Consider the following 15,894-nt stretch of genomic DNA (forward strand, 5'->3'; position numbering starts at 1 on the left):
ACAGTCTTTATTTGTAATAAATATGGCTCGCGCCCGAGGTAATGCCTCCCGCGCCCGAAGTGATGCCTCCCGCGCTCGAAGTGATACCTCCCGCGCCCGAAGTGATACCTCCTGCGCCCGAAGTGATACCTCCCGCGCCCGAAGTGATGCCTCCCGCGCCCGAAGTGATAGCTCCCGCGCCCGAAGTGATGCCTCCCGCGTTCAAAACGAGGTCTCCCTGCGCCGAAAGCGAGTCCTCCAGTATTAATTTTCATACCGAACTATGCATATAATAAAAGATGAACAGCATAGGAGGGGAACTATGTACTATCCATACATCCGTCAGCAGGTGGGGCGGGCATCCCGGTCCATAACAGTAGTGGGTCACGGTGAAGTTTTTGTTGAACCGGACATCGCAACGATCCAATTAGAGGTTCAGACGATTAGTGAACGTCTTCGTGAAGCGCAACAAGAAAATGCGAGGATCATGAACAATGTCCTCCAGTCTTTATATCAATTAGGCATTCCGAGAGAAAATATTCAAACGGCAGCTTACACAATATTCCCTAGATACGATTTTATAAATGGTGAGCAAGTATTTAGAGGATATGAAGTGACGAATTCAATCTCAGTGAAGATTTCTGATATTCTACAAGTAGGAACTGTAATCGATACAGCGGTCAAGAATGGAGCAAACCGGGTTACGAGTATACAATTTGCAGTGGAAGATGTTGAGCGACCAAAACAGGAGGCGATTGTCAAAGCTTTAGAGAACGCACAAGTGAAAGCTCGTACAATTGCTAATGCATTGAACCTGCAAATCGATCCTCAACCTGTAAAAATCATTGAAGTCGAGAACGGTGGTCAGCCCATTCCTTTACTGAAAGCGGTAGCGTTTGAAAGTGTCACGACACCGATTGAAGGAGGGCAAATTAGTATCCGCTCCACGATGAGGGTGCAATATGAATATTGAGTAAATGCCAGATTCCGAAACGAACTGGCTTTTTTTTATTGAGACGAAAATTGGGAACTAGCAGGTTTTTCAATTGCCACTGTTGAATATATACAAAAGATACTAAATAAGGGGGAGAGCAAATGGATTACTCTGTTGAACGGGTTGAAGACTTGCATTCATGTGATATCACAAAGTTGCTCCAAGAAAGTGAGAAGGAAGGCTACCGGTTTGTCTCTCGGCTCGTTCAAGAATATAAGGAAGGCTCCAATACATTTTCAAAACCCGGAGAAGCATTATTTTCTGTTGTGGATAAAGAAGGTGAGGTTGTCGCCATCGGAGGCATCAACCAATCGCCATTTGAGCATGACGGTGTTGGCCGTCTTCGTAGATTTTACGTGTTGGATAAAGTTCGTCGCCAAGGCGTTGGAACAATACTGCAACAAGCGATTATTGATCATGCTAGAAAACATTTCAACCAAATCACTGTACGAACAGATTCAGCAAAGGCGGATGCATTTTATCGTGCTTGCGGTTTTTTATTCGATGATACAGCTTCTGAAACTACACATATTATGAAGTTATAAGATACGGAGTGAATATAAAAATGTACATCTTAGAATACGGAAATCAGGAAGAACCTATCCTCGTTTTTTTACATGGGGGTGGAGTTGGAGGATGGATGTGGAATCAGCAAGTGGACTATTTTAAAAATTATCATGTGCTGATTCCCACCCTTCAAGGCCATGGCGATAGAAGTGAGGAGACCGATTTTTCCATAAGGGGAAACGCAATTGAAGTGATTGAGTTGATTCAGCAAAAGAAAAATGAGAAGGACATACATATTATCGGCTTTTCAATAGGGGCTCAAATTTGTTTAGAAATCATAAGTCTTGCACCAAACCTCATCAAATCCGCGATGATCAACAGCGCAGTTGTCATTCCGATGATGTCAATGATTCCATTCATCTCCCCGACCATAAAGATGACATATCCACTGACGAAAAATAAAAAGTTCGCAAAGGCGCAGGCAAAGCAGCTATATATGGATGGCGATTATTTTGAGAAATACTATGAAGATAGTTTGAAAATAAAGCCAACCACATTAATCAACATCCTAAAAGAAAACATGTCTTATACACTTCCGGAAAATTTTGCAGAAAGCACAGCCCGGATTTTAGTGACAGTTGGAGACAAGGAAAAGGGACTTGTGAAGAAGTCCGTCCAGCGCATTGTAGATGGCAATGACCGTTGTGAGGCGCTTTTCGTTCCTAATATCGGTCACGGTTTTCCTGTAGCTCAGCCGGATTTATTCAATAAAGTGCTGCAAGATTGGATTGAACATCAAAAAGTATATTCATTGTAATGGAGGGGAAGCAGTTGGGGAAATGGGAAGTACTGAACAGTAATTATGTGTACCAATCACCGTTCGGTAATCTGCGAAAAGATACATGTAAAATGTCCGATGGAACAGTTATTGAAGATTACTATGTAAATGAATATGCAGATTGGGTCAACGCAATTGTGCTAACAAAGGATGAAGAAATCGTTCTTGTTAAACAATATCGCCACCCTGGAAACGATTATTATCTTGAAATACCCGCTGGGAAAATTGAAGATGGGGAGACATATGAAGAAGGCATCATTCGTGAGGTACGTGAAGAGACTGGATACATTTCAGATCAAAGACCAATTTTACTTGGCGAATTCATGGTCAATCCTGCGACACAAACAAACAAGGTAATCTCCTTTCTAATTAATGATGCTTATCTTGCGTATGAACAACAATTGGATGAAACCGAAGTTTTGGAAGTAAAAAATTTCCCTTTCGAAAAAATAGGAGAAATGATTCGCAACAAGGAGATCACGCAATTGTTTACTGTGAACGCCTATCATTTAGCGAAAGATCTCATGAGAAATGGCAGAGATGGACAATGAAAAAGAATCACGCACTTGTCATTGGCGGCACAGGTATGCTCGCGGGTGTTTCGCTGTTTTTGGCGGAGGAAGGGTATGTTGTTTCGGTCATTGGTCGAACAGCTGCAAAGTTTGAACGATTGAAAGCAGATAGTCCTCCGAATTCAATCTTTCCGGTCAGTGTTAATTATTATTCGAAAGAGCTTTTTTCTGAAGTAGGAAAAGCGATCGCAGAACGAGGTCCTTTTGATTTAATCGTAAGCTGGACGCCTAATTATCGTGCGCTTGAAAAAATTTGCGAAATGAATGATCGAGCAACGTCGTTCCGGCTCATTCATGTCAAAGGAAGTCGACGGTATTTTGAAGATGAGGAAATTCGAATTACCGCTAATTGTATATATGAAAAAGTATTCCTTGGGTTTGTGAAAGAGAATGGAAATTCGAGATGGTTGACACATGAGGAAATTGCTGGTGGGGTCATCCAACAAATTGCCGATAAAACGGAAGATAGGATCATTGGTCAACTCCACCCATACAGTGAGAGACCGAGGTAGAACGGAGAGTGCTGCAACAATGCTGAAACGCAAATATGGCAGTCGATATGATTGGAAACGGATTGTGAAAAGAAGAAACGCAGAAAAATATATTTCATCAACACAATTTAAAGGATATGTAACGATGCTTCAAATGGACGATGTGTCAGAGGCTCTCTATATGACATATAACGGAAGGTCAGTTTGCATTGCTGATAAGGGGTACAGCTGGCTGCAGCATTTTCCGGATGAAAAGCATTTCTCAGTGACGACCGTATTTGATTCATCTAACCATATTGTTCAATGGTATATCGATATATGTAGAGAGAATGGCTATTGTCATACGAACGGGCCGTGGATGGATGATTTGTTTTTAGATTTGATTGTGTTGCCTACTGGGGAAGTTATTGAGAAAGATCTTGATGAAATAGAAGTAGCACATCACACCCAATTAATAACAGACGATGAGTTTGCACTTGCTTGGTCGGAGTTTAATCGAATTAAAATGAGGTTAGCAAACAACAGTTTTGACCTTCTTACATTGACCAAACAGCATTTACAAATGCTGAAAGAAGACCTGGGGGTGTTGGAACATGATTGAACTAGCGAAAGCTATCAAGTTACGTGGTGATGGAAAACTCCATGAGTCAAATGAAATTCTCAAGGACTTAGCAAAAAACAACCCGGACGATGCCGTGATTAATTATCAATGTGCATGGAGTTTTGATGTTTTAGGAAAGGAAGCGGAAGCCGTCCCTTACTATGAAAAAGCACTTCAAATAGGGTTGAATGACGAAGATGCGTTAGGTGCTTACATTGGCCTTGGAAGCACATACCGGGCGTTAGGTAGCTATCAAAAGTCGAAGGCTATCTTCGAAAGAGGGCTTGTACGTTTCCCCGAAAACAATGCGTTGAAAACGTTCTATGCCATGACGTTATATAACTTGGAGGAACATATAAAGGCGATGGAGATTCTCCTCACTTGCCTTGTCCAAACTTCTAACGATCCGGACATTACATCTTATAAGAGAGCAATTGGATTCTATGCAGATAAGTTGGACAAGACATGGTAATAAGTACAAGAAATGCAAAGGAATGATTGAGTTGGAAGAAAGATTTCAAGTTACAGAAATGGAAAGAGAGAAAGTGTTGAAAAGTTATTTCAGAAAGGGATTAGATGGTCCGCTTGACACGTTTCCTAGCAAGGATAAAAGGAAGTATATCATTGCCCAAGAAATAATAAAGCGATTTGAAGTAGGGAAAGTGTATTTAGAAAAAGAGGTCAACGCGATCCTAAAAGAAATACATCCTGATTTTGCAACCATTCGTCGTTTTTTCATCGATTATGGCTTCATGAATCGCAGTGATGATGGGAAGGAGTATTGGATTGAACATAAGGAAATTGGATAAAAGTAAGGAGAATGACTTGAGCATAGTAACCAATTTTACCGATAAAGTATTTTCGGAGAATAGTGATTTGAAGACAGAGATATGCAGAAGTATTTTTAGCAAGCTCCATAAAGATATTATTATGGTCTGCAATGAAAAAGAAATTCTAGTCCTCGCATCCACTCATAAATCATATTGGCATCCGCATTGTATATATGTCCGACTTGCCTATAACTTGGATGCAGTCGATGAACAAGCACTTCAATCCATAATTTCCGAACTGAAAAGTACATACGATCAACCATTGTTTTTCCTGCTAGACGACAGATTTAATCAATTAAAGGAAATGTTAGCTCGAAACAAGTTCAAGATGATTAGAAAAACGGCGATCATACATATTGATCCAACACAGTCAGTTGGAAAAACAGAACGGGATGAACGGATTTTATCAATTAGACAGATACGAGATAACAAGGCAAGAATGGATTGCTTCGTTCAGCTTTGTAAGAAGACGTATACAGAAACACATACAGACAACCCAGTTGCAAATTTACCGATTGAGAGCTGGAAAGATGCTGCATTGGACGGTCTGATGGACGAACATAGCTATGTCATAGTAGATGGTCTGGAGATTACTGCCTTTAGTCTACTGTATGAATCCGATGAGAAAAGTTGGGAGTTGGGTTGGATAGGTGTGAATGACCTCGCACGAATAACCGATTTGGATAGGTTGATCCATAGGCAAATAGAAGATGCGGTAAAGCAAGGCATTTCATTTATCGAGAAAGAAGTAGATTCAACATGTCCATACTCCCTTCATATTTGCGAATCATTGAAGTATGAAGTGGCAGAGACATTATATGCATATTTGAAATGAGGAAAAGAGATGAACATTGTAATAGAAGCACCGAGAAGTTATAGCGATTTGGCTGCATTTCTAGCGAAAATGAATAAAGAGACGTACCAGCATATCGGTTATTGCGGGGAATCAAAAGAGGAAATATACGATACGTTGACAAATGAATTTTCTGATCTAGCGTTAGAAAAATCTTTTATCGTTGCCTATAAAAATGAAGACATTGCAGCTGCTATTGGATTGGATATCAATTTGGAAGACAGAAGTGCGGAAGTCTGGGGTCCTTTTGTGAGTGAAGCATATTTACATACGAGTCTCGGCAATGAACTATGGGAGAAAGTTACTGCTCTTTCAGCACCGCAAGTGGATCAGTATAGTTTTTTCTTTAATCTCGACAACCTGTTTGCAAGAGAATTTGCTAATTCGCATGGTGGACAACTCAAAGGTTTCCATACCGTTTTAGTAGCCAAAAAGAGTGAATGGAACGAAGTTGTGATTGAACAAATAAAAGAGTACAACTCTACTTATCAAAATGGATTTGCGGAATTGCATGGACATGAATTTCCTTCAACTTATTATAGCGCGAAAACGATTCTTAAGAGATTAAGTGAAGAGAATCAGTTGTTCATTTCCACTAGTGATAACGAGCTGACTGGCTATGTCTATATTGAAGCTGACCCCCTACATGGAGATGGCTCGATTGAATACATTGCGGTATCTGAACAATTCCGTAAACAAGGCATTGGCAAAAAGTTACTGACTTTTGCCGTGAACAAATTATTCGCTTATGAGGAAATAGAAGAGATAACGTTAAGTGTTAATAACAAAGATGAGGGTGCAATTAAACTATATCAAGCTGTTGGATTTAAAGTGAAGCATAAGCTTATTCATTATGAAATTGACAAAAAGGAAGTCTTATTATGATTCATAGCAAGCAGGATGTCATCCATTTAATTTCCGAAGATGAGTGGATGATGGATATTTTAAGGAGTGCACAGTCTTTATATTTACCGGATTGGTGGGTGTGCGCGGGCTTCGTGCGATCGAAAATTTGGGATATGCTTCATGAGTTCAACGAAAGAACACCTTTACCGGATATCGATGTGATTTATTTTGATCCATCCAACGTAGATGAAGAGATAGAAAAAAGGTATGAAAATAAACTAAAGCAGATTCAGCCTACTATTCCCTGGTCTGTAAAAAATCAGGCAAGAATGCATACTGTGAACAATGATCGTCCCTATTCGTCATCCACTGAAGCAATAGCCAAATTTCCTGAAACAGCTACTGCATTAGGCGTGAAACTCGATGAAGACGGAAAGATCGTGTTGACTGCTCCGTATGGAATTGAAGATGTCATCAACTTCCACATAAGACCAACGCCTTACTTTAGTGAAACAAAAGAGCGGATGCAATATTATCATCAACGCGTTAGCAAGAAGAATTGGAAGTCAGTATGGCATAAGGTGAAGTTATAGGGAGAGAACAATTACCGGATTATCTTTCATTAAATTCACTATAAAGATCCAATAATTTGGAAAAGGGGTATGGGAATGGTCCTTGTTCTATTGGTGCTTCTATTAGTGGTTATCGGGGGTTTATACACTTATAACAAGTCACAAGTTAAAAAGGCAGAGGAGTTATATCCGCCTAATGGGGAATTCGTAACGGTTGATAATTGTTCATTACACTATATATCCGAAGGATCTGGCAATCCAATTGTGTTTCTTCATGGGGGCATTCTTTCTAGCAGTGATTTTAAAGAGGTTGTTCAGTTAGCTGCGAAACAAGGATATCATGCCTTAGCGTTTGACAGACCTGGTTATGGATATAGTGATAGACCTAGACATGTGGAAGTTACCCCTATTGATCAAGCAAAAATTATTCATTCAGCAATAAAACAGCTGGGTGTCGATAAACCTATTATTCTAGTTGGACATTCTTGGAGTGGCACCATGACCCTTTCCTATGCTTTACAATTCCCCAATGAAGTGGCTGGGATTGTATTGTTAGGACCTGCCAAGTACAAAGAAGGCTATCCAGCAGAAAATGGCGACCCTCTTTCTAAAATGATCACTACTCCTATTTTGGGGGATTTAATGGTAAAGACATTACTAAAAACACCCTTAGGTAAAAGAATATCGAACTCAATGGTAAAGGCAACTTTCACGCCTGAACTTCCACCTGAAGGCTATAAAGAAGAGGTATTTGCTATAGGTTTTCGTCCGAGACATTTTAAAGCCAATCGCGAAGATGTTCTTGCCTTCCCTGGAACTTCGAAACAGTTAAGTGAAAAATATAAAGAAATTAAAACACCAATCAAAATTGTTGTTGGAGAGAAGGATCCATTTGGCACAATTGAACAAGCACAACGGTTAAAAAGAGATATTCCCCATGCAACATATACCCTTATCCCTAATGTAGGACATATGATACCTGAACTTCATCCAAAATTAGTTATGGATTATGTTGATGATATTTACACTCAATCTACTAAAACGCTATCACCCGAGTATATATAAGGAGCATTTCCATGAAATTTACTATAAAAAACTCATTATTTACAGCGATTGTTTCTGAATTGCATAAGATATGTTCGAGTAAAAGTCTGCTCCCGATCCTGTCAGGAATAAAGATCGAAGCAAACAAAGATGGCATAGTTCTAACTGGCGGCAACTCAGAACTATTCATTGAAAAGAAAATCCCCTTACAAATAAAAGGGGAAACAGTCGTTGAAGTACAAGAAGGTGGAAGCGTTGTTGTATTGGCAAAGCATTTTATGAACCTTCTAAAAAAACTACCTGATGACATTGAAATATCATCAGACGATATGCAATTGGTCATCATCAAGTCGGGTAGTATTGTAACGAGGATGAATGGCTTAGCCGCGGTTGACTATCCAAAACTACCAGAAATTAAAATTTTGCATTCAGTTGAGGTAGATTTGACCTCATTGAAAGACGTGATCAAACAAACAATATTCGCTGTCTCCAAAAATGAAACAAAGCCGGTGCTTACTGGTGTGAAGATGGAGTTTGAAAGAAATAAATTAACTTGTACCGCAACCGACTCCCATCGGCTATCGTCTAGAGAGATACAAATCAATTTCCCAGGAGGGGCTCATGCAGTCATTGTCCCAAGTAAAAGCTTGACGGAGCTATTACATTTAAAGGAAGTCAGCCACGCATCAGTACATATTTCAATTGCGAATAATATGATTGTATTTTCAACAGAAAATACAATTTTGTATTCCGTATTAATTGAAGGGAATTACCCGTATACCCAATCATTAATTCCAACCGACTTTGTGACGAAGATTACGATGAATACCAAAGCATTGATAGCAGGGATTGAACGGGCTTGTGTTTTTTCCGAAGAATGGAAGCATAATAATGTACACTTGGCGATGATTGATAATAGCAATTTAAAGATAACAACAAATTCAGCAGGAATCGGAATGATCGAAGAACTACAAAGAGTAATCAGGGTGGAAGGGGTAACCACTATCGATATGACCTTCGATGGTCGACTTTTACTTGAAGCGTTAAAAGGGATACGGGAAGAACAGGTGACCATCAGTTTTTGTGGTGTGATGAAACCGGCTGTTATTAGGCCGGAAAATGATGACTCTTATGTGCAATTGATTTCACCACTTCGAACATAAATAGAGGAGGTTTAGACATGGGATATATTGAAGAATTGAGGAAGCTAGTTGGACATCGGCCATTGATATTCGTCGGCTCGGTCGTAGTCGTTGTTGATGAAGAGGGAAGGCTATTGTTGCAACAACGGAAATTTCCGGAAGGTGCTTGGGGAATTCCCGGTGGGTTAATGGAATTAGGGGAATCCACGGAAGATGTAGCGAGGCGCGAACTATATGAGGAGACGCAGCTGCAAGTGGATGAACTGACATTGATCAATGTGTACTCTGGATCCGAATATTTCATTCGAGCTGCAAATGGTGATGAATTCTATGTTGTGACAACTGCTTATTATGCGGAATATGCAAAGGGGGATTTAGTGGTCGATCAAGCTGAATCCATTACATTTAAATACTTTCATCCCCATGAGTTGCCTGAAAATATCGTTAGAAGTCATAAGGAAATATTGGATGAATTTCTATTGAAGTATTATTCCTCTTTAGCTACGGTTACTAGTATTCGAGAAAAGGGGATTTATGTATGAAGCAGTGGACGAATGAAATTGAAATTGATGCACCAATTGAACACGTTTGGAAGTACTTAAATGGAACATTGGAGGACATGCAAAAGATTATGCCGCAAGTCGTTTCAAATGAACCTGTCACCATTACAGAAGAAAAGGTCGGAAGTATCTATTTGCAGAAGTATAAAGAAGGCAAGCGAGTCATGGAGTACGAGGTCGAAACACTGGACTTTTTAGATACGCCAAATGAAAAAAAGATGAAAGTTGGCTTCACGCTTGGTGGGATGTTTGAGATCACGGCTGGATATAAACTATCCCGAATAAATGATGCAAAAACACGATTCATTTATACAACTACAAATAAACCACTTAAGTGGTTCGTCAAATTATTCTTGTTATTTGCAAATGATAAAGTAGTTGTCGAATTTGTTGAGCGAGTGAAAAGGGTTGCGGAAGAAGAAAACTAACAAAAAGGAGATGACATATGATGTGTGGGATTTGAATCTAGGCATAGGGAAAGAGATTTACAATTACCAGTTCAACGTGAAAAATTATTAAAAAACGCATTACAAGATTTAGCTGATGATCCATATGTTGAAGCAATTTTTGAAGGTGGGTCACTTGCGAGAGGTGATTTTGATAGGTACTCGGATATCGATCTGCACGTAATTGTGGCTCCTCATATGAAGACGAAATATATTGAGGAAAAACGTTCGCGGGCGGAGAAATGGGGAAATGTCTTGTTTTTTGAGGAATCTTCACCTACTTCACCTGTCATCGTGACTCATTATGATTGTTTTGTAAAAGTGGACTCTTGGTATCAAGCTGCGGATGATTATCAACCTTCCATTTGGTTGCAAGGACTGAAGATTTATTTCGACAAAAAAGGGGTCATTACAAAGCGATTTGAGAAATCGGAAAAAATCGTGTACAAGCCAACGAAACAAGAGGTTGAACGTTGGCGTGGGAAGGTTTTAGCATTTGTTCATGAAACATATCGTGCCGCTATGAGAGAAGAATTTTACTATGCAATATCAAATCTAGACCGGGTTAGATGGTTGATTGCCTACGGTTGGTATATGGAGATGGGGCGCCATTTGAACAGTTCCTATGGAGTATGGTCGAAAATTGAAGGTGACCGTAGTCAATTGGATAAGGGGCAGTTAGCTGATTTGGCAAGTTGGGATTGTGGAAGAAATCAACATGACATCATGACAACAGTAAAGAAAATTGTTCCCGAATTTTATCGGGTAAATAAAGTCTTGAGTGACGAACTTGAAATGGATTCAGACGAAGAGAAGTGTCGGAAGATTATTGAAATGGTTTTATAGGAGGATATTTGAATGAATCAAGCAGCAAAGAGTTACTGGGAGAATTATTGGGGTGACAAAGAACGTCCAGCTTCAGTAAGCGCTTGGATGTTTGGTGATACACCTGACGAGCTTGCACAGTTGGTCATTGAGGAAAAGAAGACAGCAACATGTTCAGCTCATGTGCTGTATGAATTGGAAAATGAACCGCTCCCGACAACAGAAGATTATAGTATCATTCTGAACAGTAAAGAAGAACCCGTTGCCATCATTAAGACAACTGCTGTGTCGATTGTCCCTATGAATGAAGTAACGGAGGAGTTTGCGTTGGCAGAAGGTGAAGGGTCCTATGAAGAATGGAAAGAGATTCATGACCGTTACTTCAGATCAGAATTATTGCCACGTGGAATTGAATTTTCTGAGGACATGCTCCTCGTTTGTGAAAGGTTTACATTGATTGACGTGAAAAAATGAGAGGGACAAGTGATGAGTACAAAACTTTTGAGGGTTGGCACTACGTATATACCTGTAAGCAATGTTGAGCAAGCAGCTCAGTGGTACGTGGATAAGCTGGACGCACAATTAAATTATCAGGATCAAGACAAGGCTATCTTGAACTTGGCAGATCAAAGTTTCTTTCTTGTAAAAGCGAAAGAAAATGAAACGGCTAATTTTTACGATGTGAATGGAACTGAACGATTTTCACTTACTTTTGAAGTGGACGGTCAGGAGGCATTAAGGAAGTTACATCAGGATTTTATCGAACATGAGATTAATGTCGGTGAAATCGAACATAGAGGACATTCAGGAATTAACTTCGTTTTTAAAGATCTGGATGGAAATAAATTCGATGTGTGGAGCGAATTGAGCCCATCGTTTAAGAAAGAAAATGACTGAAAAATCAAGGGGGAACGTGGGGCATGGGGTATATTAGCGAATTGAGGGAATTGATTGGAACTCGTCCAATCATAATGGTCGGTGCGAATGTAATAGTCGTAGATTCAGAGAATCGATTGCTCTTACAACTACGGGCAGATAATAACTGCTGGGGGTTGCCCGGAGGGTCTATGGAGCCTGGTGAATCCCTACAAGAGGTGGCGAAGCGAGAGTTATATGAAGAATGCAATTTAGTAGCCAATCAACTAACCTTTTTAAATATTTTCTCCGGTGAGCAATATTATTATCAATATCCCCATGGTGATGAAGTTTTTAACGTCATTGCCACTTTTGTTTGTGAAGATTATGAGGGAGAATTACAGGAGGATCAAAATGAGGTTTTATCTTTACAATTCTTTTCGATTGACGATCTGCCGAGTAATTTAAATCCCCCGGAATTTCCAATTATACAGGAATATATCCATAAGAGGGGGATGAAGATTGAAAATTATTCGCTTGGATGAAATCGCGGGGAAACACATTTCTCAATATCGCTCAGATTTTATCATGAGGAAGATATTGATGACAAAACAACCATCTCACGTTGGCATTATGGATTTGAAGGAAAATGGACTCGTAGGTTATCACGAAGCGACAGTTCCGCAAGTGCTCATCATCCTAGAAGGTGAAGGTTGGGTCCGAGTAGGCGAGGAAGAAAAGGTGAAGGTCACAGTAGGGGATGTCGTCTTATGGGAAAAAGGCGAAGGTCATGTAACGACAACAGACAAGGGTATGAAAGCGGTTGTCATTGAATCTGAAGGATTGGATATTGGTGCGTTTTGAAGCGATATCAATAAAATCAAAAAGTAGATTTGGAGATTATAGATAATGAAAAATAACTTATTGGCCCGAATCGAACATATACAAAATGAAATACAATTCTCGGGCACAGTTTTGGTGAGAGATAAAAAAGAGACCTATGCAGATGCTAGTTACGGTTATGCAAATCGTGCTGAACAATTGAAAAACGAAGCAGGAACGCGTTTTGGAATTGCGTCAGGCTGCAAACTATTTACGGCTATTGCGATTTGTCAGCTTGTGGGCGAGGGGAAAATATCTTTTGATACAAAAGTGACAAAGTATCTTCCGTTCGACTTTCTGCATTTCGACGAACATATTACGGTTCACCATTTACTTACTCACACATCTGGTGTACCTGATTATTTTGACGAGGAAGTCATGGACGACTTCGAGGAATTATGGATTAAGAATCCTATGTATCATTTACGTCGTCTAGAGGACTTCTTGCCATTATTTCAAAATGAGCAGATGAAATTTAAACCGGGCGAACGTTTTCATTATAATAATGCAGGGTTTATTCTGCTTGGTTTGATTGTTGAAAAAGCTAGCGGTCTTGTTTTTAAAGAATATATTCAGCAGAAGGTTTTTGCAAAAGCAGATATGACCGATTCTGGCTATTTTGCGCTTGATTCACTTCCTGGAAAAACAGCGATTGGTTATATTGACACCGAAGATGGTACATGGAAAACGAATGCTTATTCAATACCTGTCCAGGGCGGATCTGATGGTGGAGCTTTTGTGACCGCAAATGACATGGCTAAGCTATGGGACGCACTTGTAAATTATCAATTAGTAAATAAAACGCTTACCGATCAATTGCTGACCGCACATGCCAAAGAAGAGGATGGCGATTATTATGGATATGGCGTATGGATTGAGATGCATGACGATAGTGTAGTTAAATATCATGTAATGGGATACGATCCAGGTGTCAGTTTTCATTCCGCCTATTATCCAGCGACAGATATCCGTCTCGTTGTCTGTTCCAATGAATCCGCCGGTGCATTTAATGTAATGCATGGGATTGAAGAAGAATTGAAGTTGACTGAAACAATATAACTAGTACGAGGGGGATAAGAAATGGAATGTTTTATTTGCAAGAAACATCGGGGTGAGCTTCAAACAGATGGCGTTTCAATCTATGAAGATGATTTTGTCTACGTGGGTCATATTGATAACAATGGAAAGCCAGGTTATTTAGGACATCTGATGATTGATCTGAAAAGGCATGCACCGACACTTGGAGATTTGAATCAAGAAGAAGCGGCTGCATTTGGAAGGATCATGGCACGCGTGAGCAAGGCGCTCATGGTTACCGAGGGGGCTGAGCATATTTACTCACTTGTTTCTGGAAACTCAGTACCTCATTTGCATATGCATATCGTGCCGCGTTACCCGGGAACACCTGAACAATATTGGGGACCGATGTCAGTCCGTGAATGGTCCGACGCTCCAATTGGGGGGAATCGTGAAGTCGTCGAGCTTTGTGAACGAGTACGGTCATATTTGGAGAACAACGATGCGCAATAAGTTTTCATGGGTTGGAAGTGAAAAGAATTTTATTGACGAAAAAGACATTCAGTCGGTAGATCGTGTAACCATTGGACGGTTTGGGGGTAATTCTTCCGCCGGTCAGTATAAGAATGAGGATGGCTGCTTGGTTTGGATAGGAGAGGGTTGGGAGTTTGCCGCGATTTTAGACGCGCATTACGGTGCTGAAAGTGCCGAACTTGTCATCCAAACTTTAGAAGTGTACGAACAAGAACTTATTAGGATGATAGCCAATCCGGGATTTCACGATGTGCAGGAAAAGCTTCTTTCTATCTTCCAAAGTGATAAATTTCTTGAGCAATGCAAGAAGGTCAAAGGAGAGACTGCTTGTCTGATCTGTATTCGAAAAGAAAACTACCTTTGGTGGTTTTCCGTCGGGGATTGTGTCGTTTACGTTTTCCATCCGGATTTAATCGCCCTTGGTCAATTTCAATTGAATCAAAGGCAGTTTTATGAGTGGATTGGCCGAGTGAATACGTTTGATAAAACAGTTCCTTGCTTTTCGTCAGGCGTTCGGGAATTAAGGAAAGGGGTCAATCGCATATTCATGACAACAGACGGCTTGCTGGAATGCCCGGGGGAACCCTTTTCCAATCCAATCGACTTAGCGAATATCTTTAACGCTGAACAACTAGAAGTCGCCTTTTCCTTGCTTCTGAATGAAATTGAAAAGAACAATGTAAGGGACAGTACGACAATGATTGCATGGGCAGTTGAAATTTCGAAACAAGGCAGTATTCCAAGCGATTTTATTGAAAATAAATAATCCTAAGGAGAACTGTAATGATAGAATATCCCAATGGTATCCAATATGTCTTTAACGAGGAGCAACAGCGGGAAGTTGTAATAAGAATGCTCGCGCTGATAAAAGAATCTTATATTTTTCCTGACGTTGCAGAGAAGGTATATCAAATAATTCTTAGCAAATTAAATAATGGAGAATATGCAGAAATACTTGACCCTACTCAATTTGCGCTAACAATAACGAAAGACTTACAAGATAGTAGTAAGGATAAGCATCTTGGATTGAAATTTCTAGAAAAAGTCAGCGGGACAAAGTGAAGTAGATATGAAAAAAGAAGCCGAATATAGAAATAAACTTTTACGTTTGCATAATTATGGTTTTGATAAAGTGGAGAGATTACCTGGAAATATCGGCTATCATAAAACAGTTAAGTTCTTTGAAACGGAAATTGCTGGCGATGTAGCTGTCGCATCACTCAATTTCTTAGCAGATACGAGCGGTATAATCTTTGACTTGCGAGACAATACAGGTGGCTATGCGAGTATGATTGCTCTCATTTCGAGTTATTTATTCAAGGAGCAAGTGCACTTGAGTAATTTTCATTGGAGAAAAGATAATCGGATAGAGCAAGTTTGGACGAACTCACATATTCAAGGTCCTTCTCTTCATGAGAAGGATGTATTCATTTTAACGAGTAATCGAACCTTTTCTGAAGCAGAAGACTTTGCGTACACTCTTTAAACGCTTAAGCGGGCTACTAT

26 protein-coding genes are annotated in these 15,894 nt (G+C 39.9%); 25 read left to right on the forward strand and 1 reads right to left on the reverse strand.

What is annotated here, in order from left to right:
- Positions 1–7: 7 nt before the first annotated feature.
- Positions 8–205, reverse strand: a complete 198-nt coding sequence (locus tag MHZ92_RS00650; RefSeq protein ID WP_239429564.1) for a hypothetical protein — start codon at positions 203–205, stop codon at positions 8–10.
- Positions 206–301: 96 nt separating this feature from the next.
- Here MHZ92_RS00650 and MHZ92_RS00655 point away from each other — a divergent pair, with 96 nt between their 5' ends.
- From MHZ92_RS00655 to MHZ92_RS21530, 25 genes are all read left to right on the forward strand, one after another.
- On the forward strand, positions 302–952 hold the full coding sequence (locus MHZ92_RS00655) for an SIMPL domain-containing protein (RefSeq protein WP_239429565.1): 651 nt from the start codon (positions 302–304) through the stop codon (positions 950–952).
- Positions 953–1,074: 122 nt separating this feature from the next.
- Positions 1,075–1,518 carry a GNAT family N-acetyltransferase gene (locus tag MHZ92_RS00660; protein WP_239429566.1) on the forward strand — a complete coding sequence of 148 codons (444 nt, stop codon included), beginning with the start codon at positions 1,075–1,077 and terminating at the stop codon, positions 1,516–1,518.
- 20 nt (positions 1,519–1,538) lie between these two features.
- Positions 1,539–2,297 (forward strand): alpha/beta fold hydrolase, encoded by a 759-nt coding sequence (locus MHZ92_RS00665; RefSeq protein WP_239429567.1) that lies wholly within the window; start codon positions 1,539–1,541, stop codon positions 2,295–2,297.
- 14 nt (positions 2,298–2,311) lie between these two features.
- Positions 2,312–2,869 carry an NUDIX hydrolase gene (locus MHZ92_RS00670; protein ID WP_239429568.1) on the forward strand — a complete coding sequence of 186 codons (558 nt, stop codon included), beginning with the start codon at positions 2,312–2,314 and terminating at the stop codon, positions 2,867–2,869.
- On the forward strand, positions 2,866–3,402 hold the full coding sequence (locus MHZ92_RS00675) for a short-chain dehydrogenase (RefSeq protein WP_239429569.1): 537 nt from the start codon (positions 2,866–2,868) through the stop codon (positions 3,400–3,402). The genes MHZ92_RS00670 and MHZ92_RS00675 overlap by 4 nt, the downstream gene beginning before the upstream one ends.
- Positions 3,403–3,421: 19 nt before the next feature.
- Positions 3,422–3,982 (forward strand): DUF402 domain-containing protein, encoded by a 561-nt coding sequence (locus MHZ92_RS00680; RefSeq protein WP_239429570.1) that lies wholly within the window; start codon positions 3,422–3,424, stop codon positions 3,980–3,982.
- The gene (locus MHZ92_RS00685) at positions 3,975–4,454 is read left to right on the forward strand and encodes a tetratricopeptide repeat protein (RefSeq protein WP_239429571.1); all 480 of its coding nucleotides are present in this window, start codon (positions 3,975–3,977) and stop codon (positions 4,452–4,454) included. The genes MHZ92_RS00680 and MHZ92_RS00685 overlap by 8 nt, the downstream gene beginning before the upstream one ends.
- Positions 4,455–4,476: 22 nt before the next feature.
- Entirely contained in the window at positions 4,477–4,791 is a 315-nt protein-coding gene (locus tag MHZ92_RS00690; protein ID WP_239429572.1) for a DUF2087 domain-containing protein, read from the forward strand.
- Positions 4,769–5,647: a hypothetical protein gene (locus MHZ92_RS00695; protein ID WP_239429573.1), complete on the forward strand. Its 879-nt coding sequence runs from the start codon at positions 4,769–4,771 to the stop codon at positions 5,645–5,647. The genes MHZ92_RS00690 and MHZ92_RS00695 overlap by 23 nt, the downstream gene beginning before the upstream one ends.
- A gap of 9 nt (positions 5,648–5,656) precedes the next feature.
- Positions 5,657–6,550 (forward strand): GNAT family N-acetyltransferase, encoded by an 894-nt coding sequence (locus MHZ92_RS00700; RefSeq protein ID WP_239429574.1) that lies wholly within the window; start codon positions 5,657–5,659, stop codon positions 6,548–6,550.
- A complete protein-coding gene (locus MHZ92_RS00705; RefSeq protein ID WP_255723303.1) occupies positions 6,547–7,104 on the forward strand; it encodes a nucleotidyltransferase family protein in 558 nt (185 codons plus the stop codon). Before MHZ92_RS00700 ends, MHZ92_RS00705 begins: the two co-directional genes overlap by 4 nt.
- A gap of 75 nt (positions 7,105–7,179) precedes the next feature.
- Complete coding sequence (locus tag MHZ92_RS00710) at positions 7,180–8,148, forward strand: alpha/beta fold hydrolase (protein WP_239429575.1); 969 nt, start codon at positions 7,180–7,182, stop codon at positions 8,146–8,148.
- 11 nt (positions 8,149–8,159) lie between these two features.
- The gene (dnaN, locus tag MHZ92_RS00715; RefSeq protein WP_239429576.1) at positions 8,160–9,290 is read left to right on the forward strand and encodes a DNA polymerase III subunit beta; all 1,131 of its coding nucleotides are present in this window, start codon (positions 8,160–8,162) and stop codon (positions 9,288–9,290) included.
- Positions 9,291–9,307: 17 nt separating this feature from the next.
- Entirely contained in the window at positions 9,308–9,811 is a 504-nt protein-coding gene (locus tag MHZ92_RS00720; RefSeq protein WP_239429577.1) for an NUDIX hydrolase, read from the forward strand.
- A complete protein-coding gene (locus MHZ92_RS00725) occupies positions 9,808–10,257 on the forward strand; it encodes an SRPBCC family protein (protein ID WP_239429578.1) in 450 nt (149 codons plus the stop codon). Before MHZ92_RS00720 ends, MHZ92_RS00725 begins: the two co-directional genes overlap by 4 nt.
- 24 nt (positions 10,258–10,281) lie before the next feature.
- Complete coding sequence (locus tag MHZ92_RS00730; protein WP_239429579.1) at positions 10,282–11,121, forward strand: nucleotidyltransferase domain-containing protein; 840 nt, start codon at positions 10,282–10,284, stop codon at positions 11,119–11,121.
- Positions 11,122–11,133: 12 nt separating this feature from the next.
- The gene (locus MHZ92_RS00735; protein ID WP_239429580.1) at positions 11,134–11,574 is read left to right on the forward strand and encodes an ASCH domain-containing protein; all 441 of its coding nucleotides are present in this window, start codon (positions 11,134–11,136) and stop codon (positions 11,572–11,574) included.
- A gap of 12 nt (positions 11,575–11,586) precedes the next feature.
- Positions 11,587–11,997, forward strand: a complete 411-nt coding sequence (locus tag MHZ92_RS00740) for a VOC family protein (RefSeq protein WP_239429581.1) — start codon at positions 11,587–11,589, stop codon at positions 11,995–11,997.
- 23 nt (positions 11,998–12,020) lie between these two features.
- Entirely contained in the window at positions 12,021–12,500 is a 480-nt protein-coding gene (locus MHZ92_RS00745; protein WP_239429582.1) for an NUDIX hydrolase, read from the forward strand.
- The gene (locus MHZ92_RS00750) at positions 12,478–12,819 is read left to right on the forward strand and encodes a cupin domain-containing protein (protein ID WP_239429583.1); all 342 of its coding nucleotides are present in this window, start codon (positions 12,478–12,480) and stop codon (positions 12,817–12,819) included. Before MHZ92_RS00745 ends, MHZ92_RS00750 begins: the two co-directional genes overlap by 23 nt.
- A gap of 45 nt (positions 12,820–12,864) precedes the next feature.
- The gene (locus MHZ92_RS00755) at positions 12,865–13,896 is read left to right on the forward strand and encodes a serine hydrolase domain-containing protein (RefSeq protein WP_239429584.1); all 1,032 of its coding nucleotides are present in this window, start codon (positions 12,865–12,867) and stop codon (positions 13,894–13,896) included.
- A 21-nt stretch (positions 13,897–13,917) separates the two neighbouring features.
- Complete coding sequence (locus MHZ92_RS00760) at positions 13,918–14,367, forward strand: HIT family protein (protein ID WP_239429585.1); 450 nt, start codon at positions 13,918–13,920, stop codon at positions 14,365–14,367.
- Positions 14,357–15,154, forward strand: coding sequence for a protein phosphatase 2C domain-containing protein (locus tag MHZ92_RS00765; RefSeq protein ID WP_239429586.1), 798 nt, complete (start codon positions 14,357–14,359; stop codon positions 15,152–15,154). The genes MHZ92_RS00760 and MHZ92_RS00765 overlap by 11 nt, the downstream gene beginning before the upstream one ends.
- Positions 15,155–15,171: 17 nt before the next feature.
- Positions 15,172–15,450: a hypothetical protein gene (locus MHZ92_RS00770; RefSeq protein WP_239429587.1), complete on the forward strand. Its 279-nt coding sequence runs from the start codon at positions 15,172–15,174 to the stop codon at positions 15,448–15,450.
- Positions 15,451–15,457: 7 nt separating this feature from the next.
- Positions 15,458–15,874 carry a S41 family peptidase gene (locus tag MHZ92_RS21530; RefSeq protein ID WP_370644525.1) on the forward strand — a complete coding sequence of 139 codons (417 nt, stop codon included), beginning with the start codon at positions 15,458–15,460 and terminating at the stop codon, positions 15,872–15,874.
- Positions 15,875–15,894: the final 20 nt, after the last annotated feature.

This window comes from Sporosarcina sp. ACRSL, assembly GCF_022346605.1.
In the GTDB taxonomy this organism is placed as follows: Bacteria; Bacillota; Bacilli; order Bacillales_A; family Planococcaceae; genus Sporosarcina.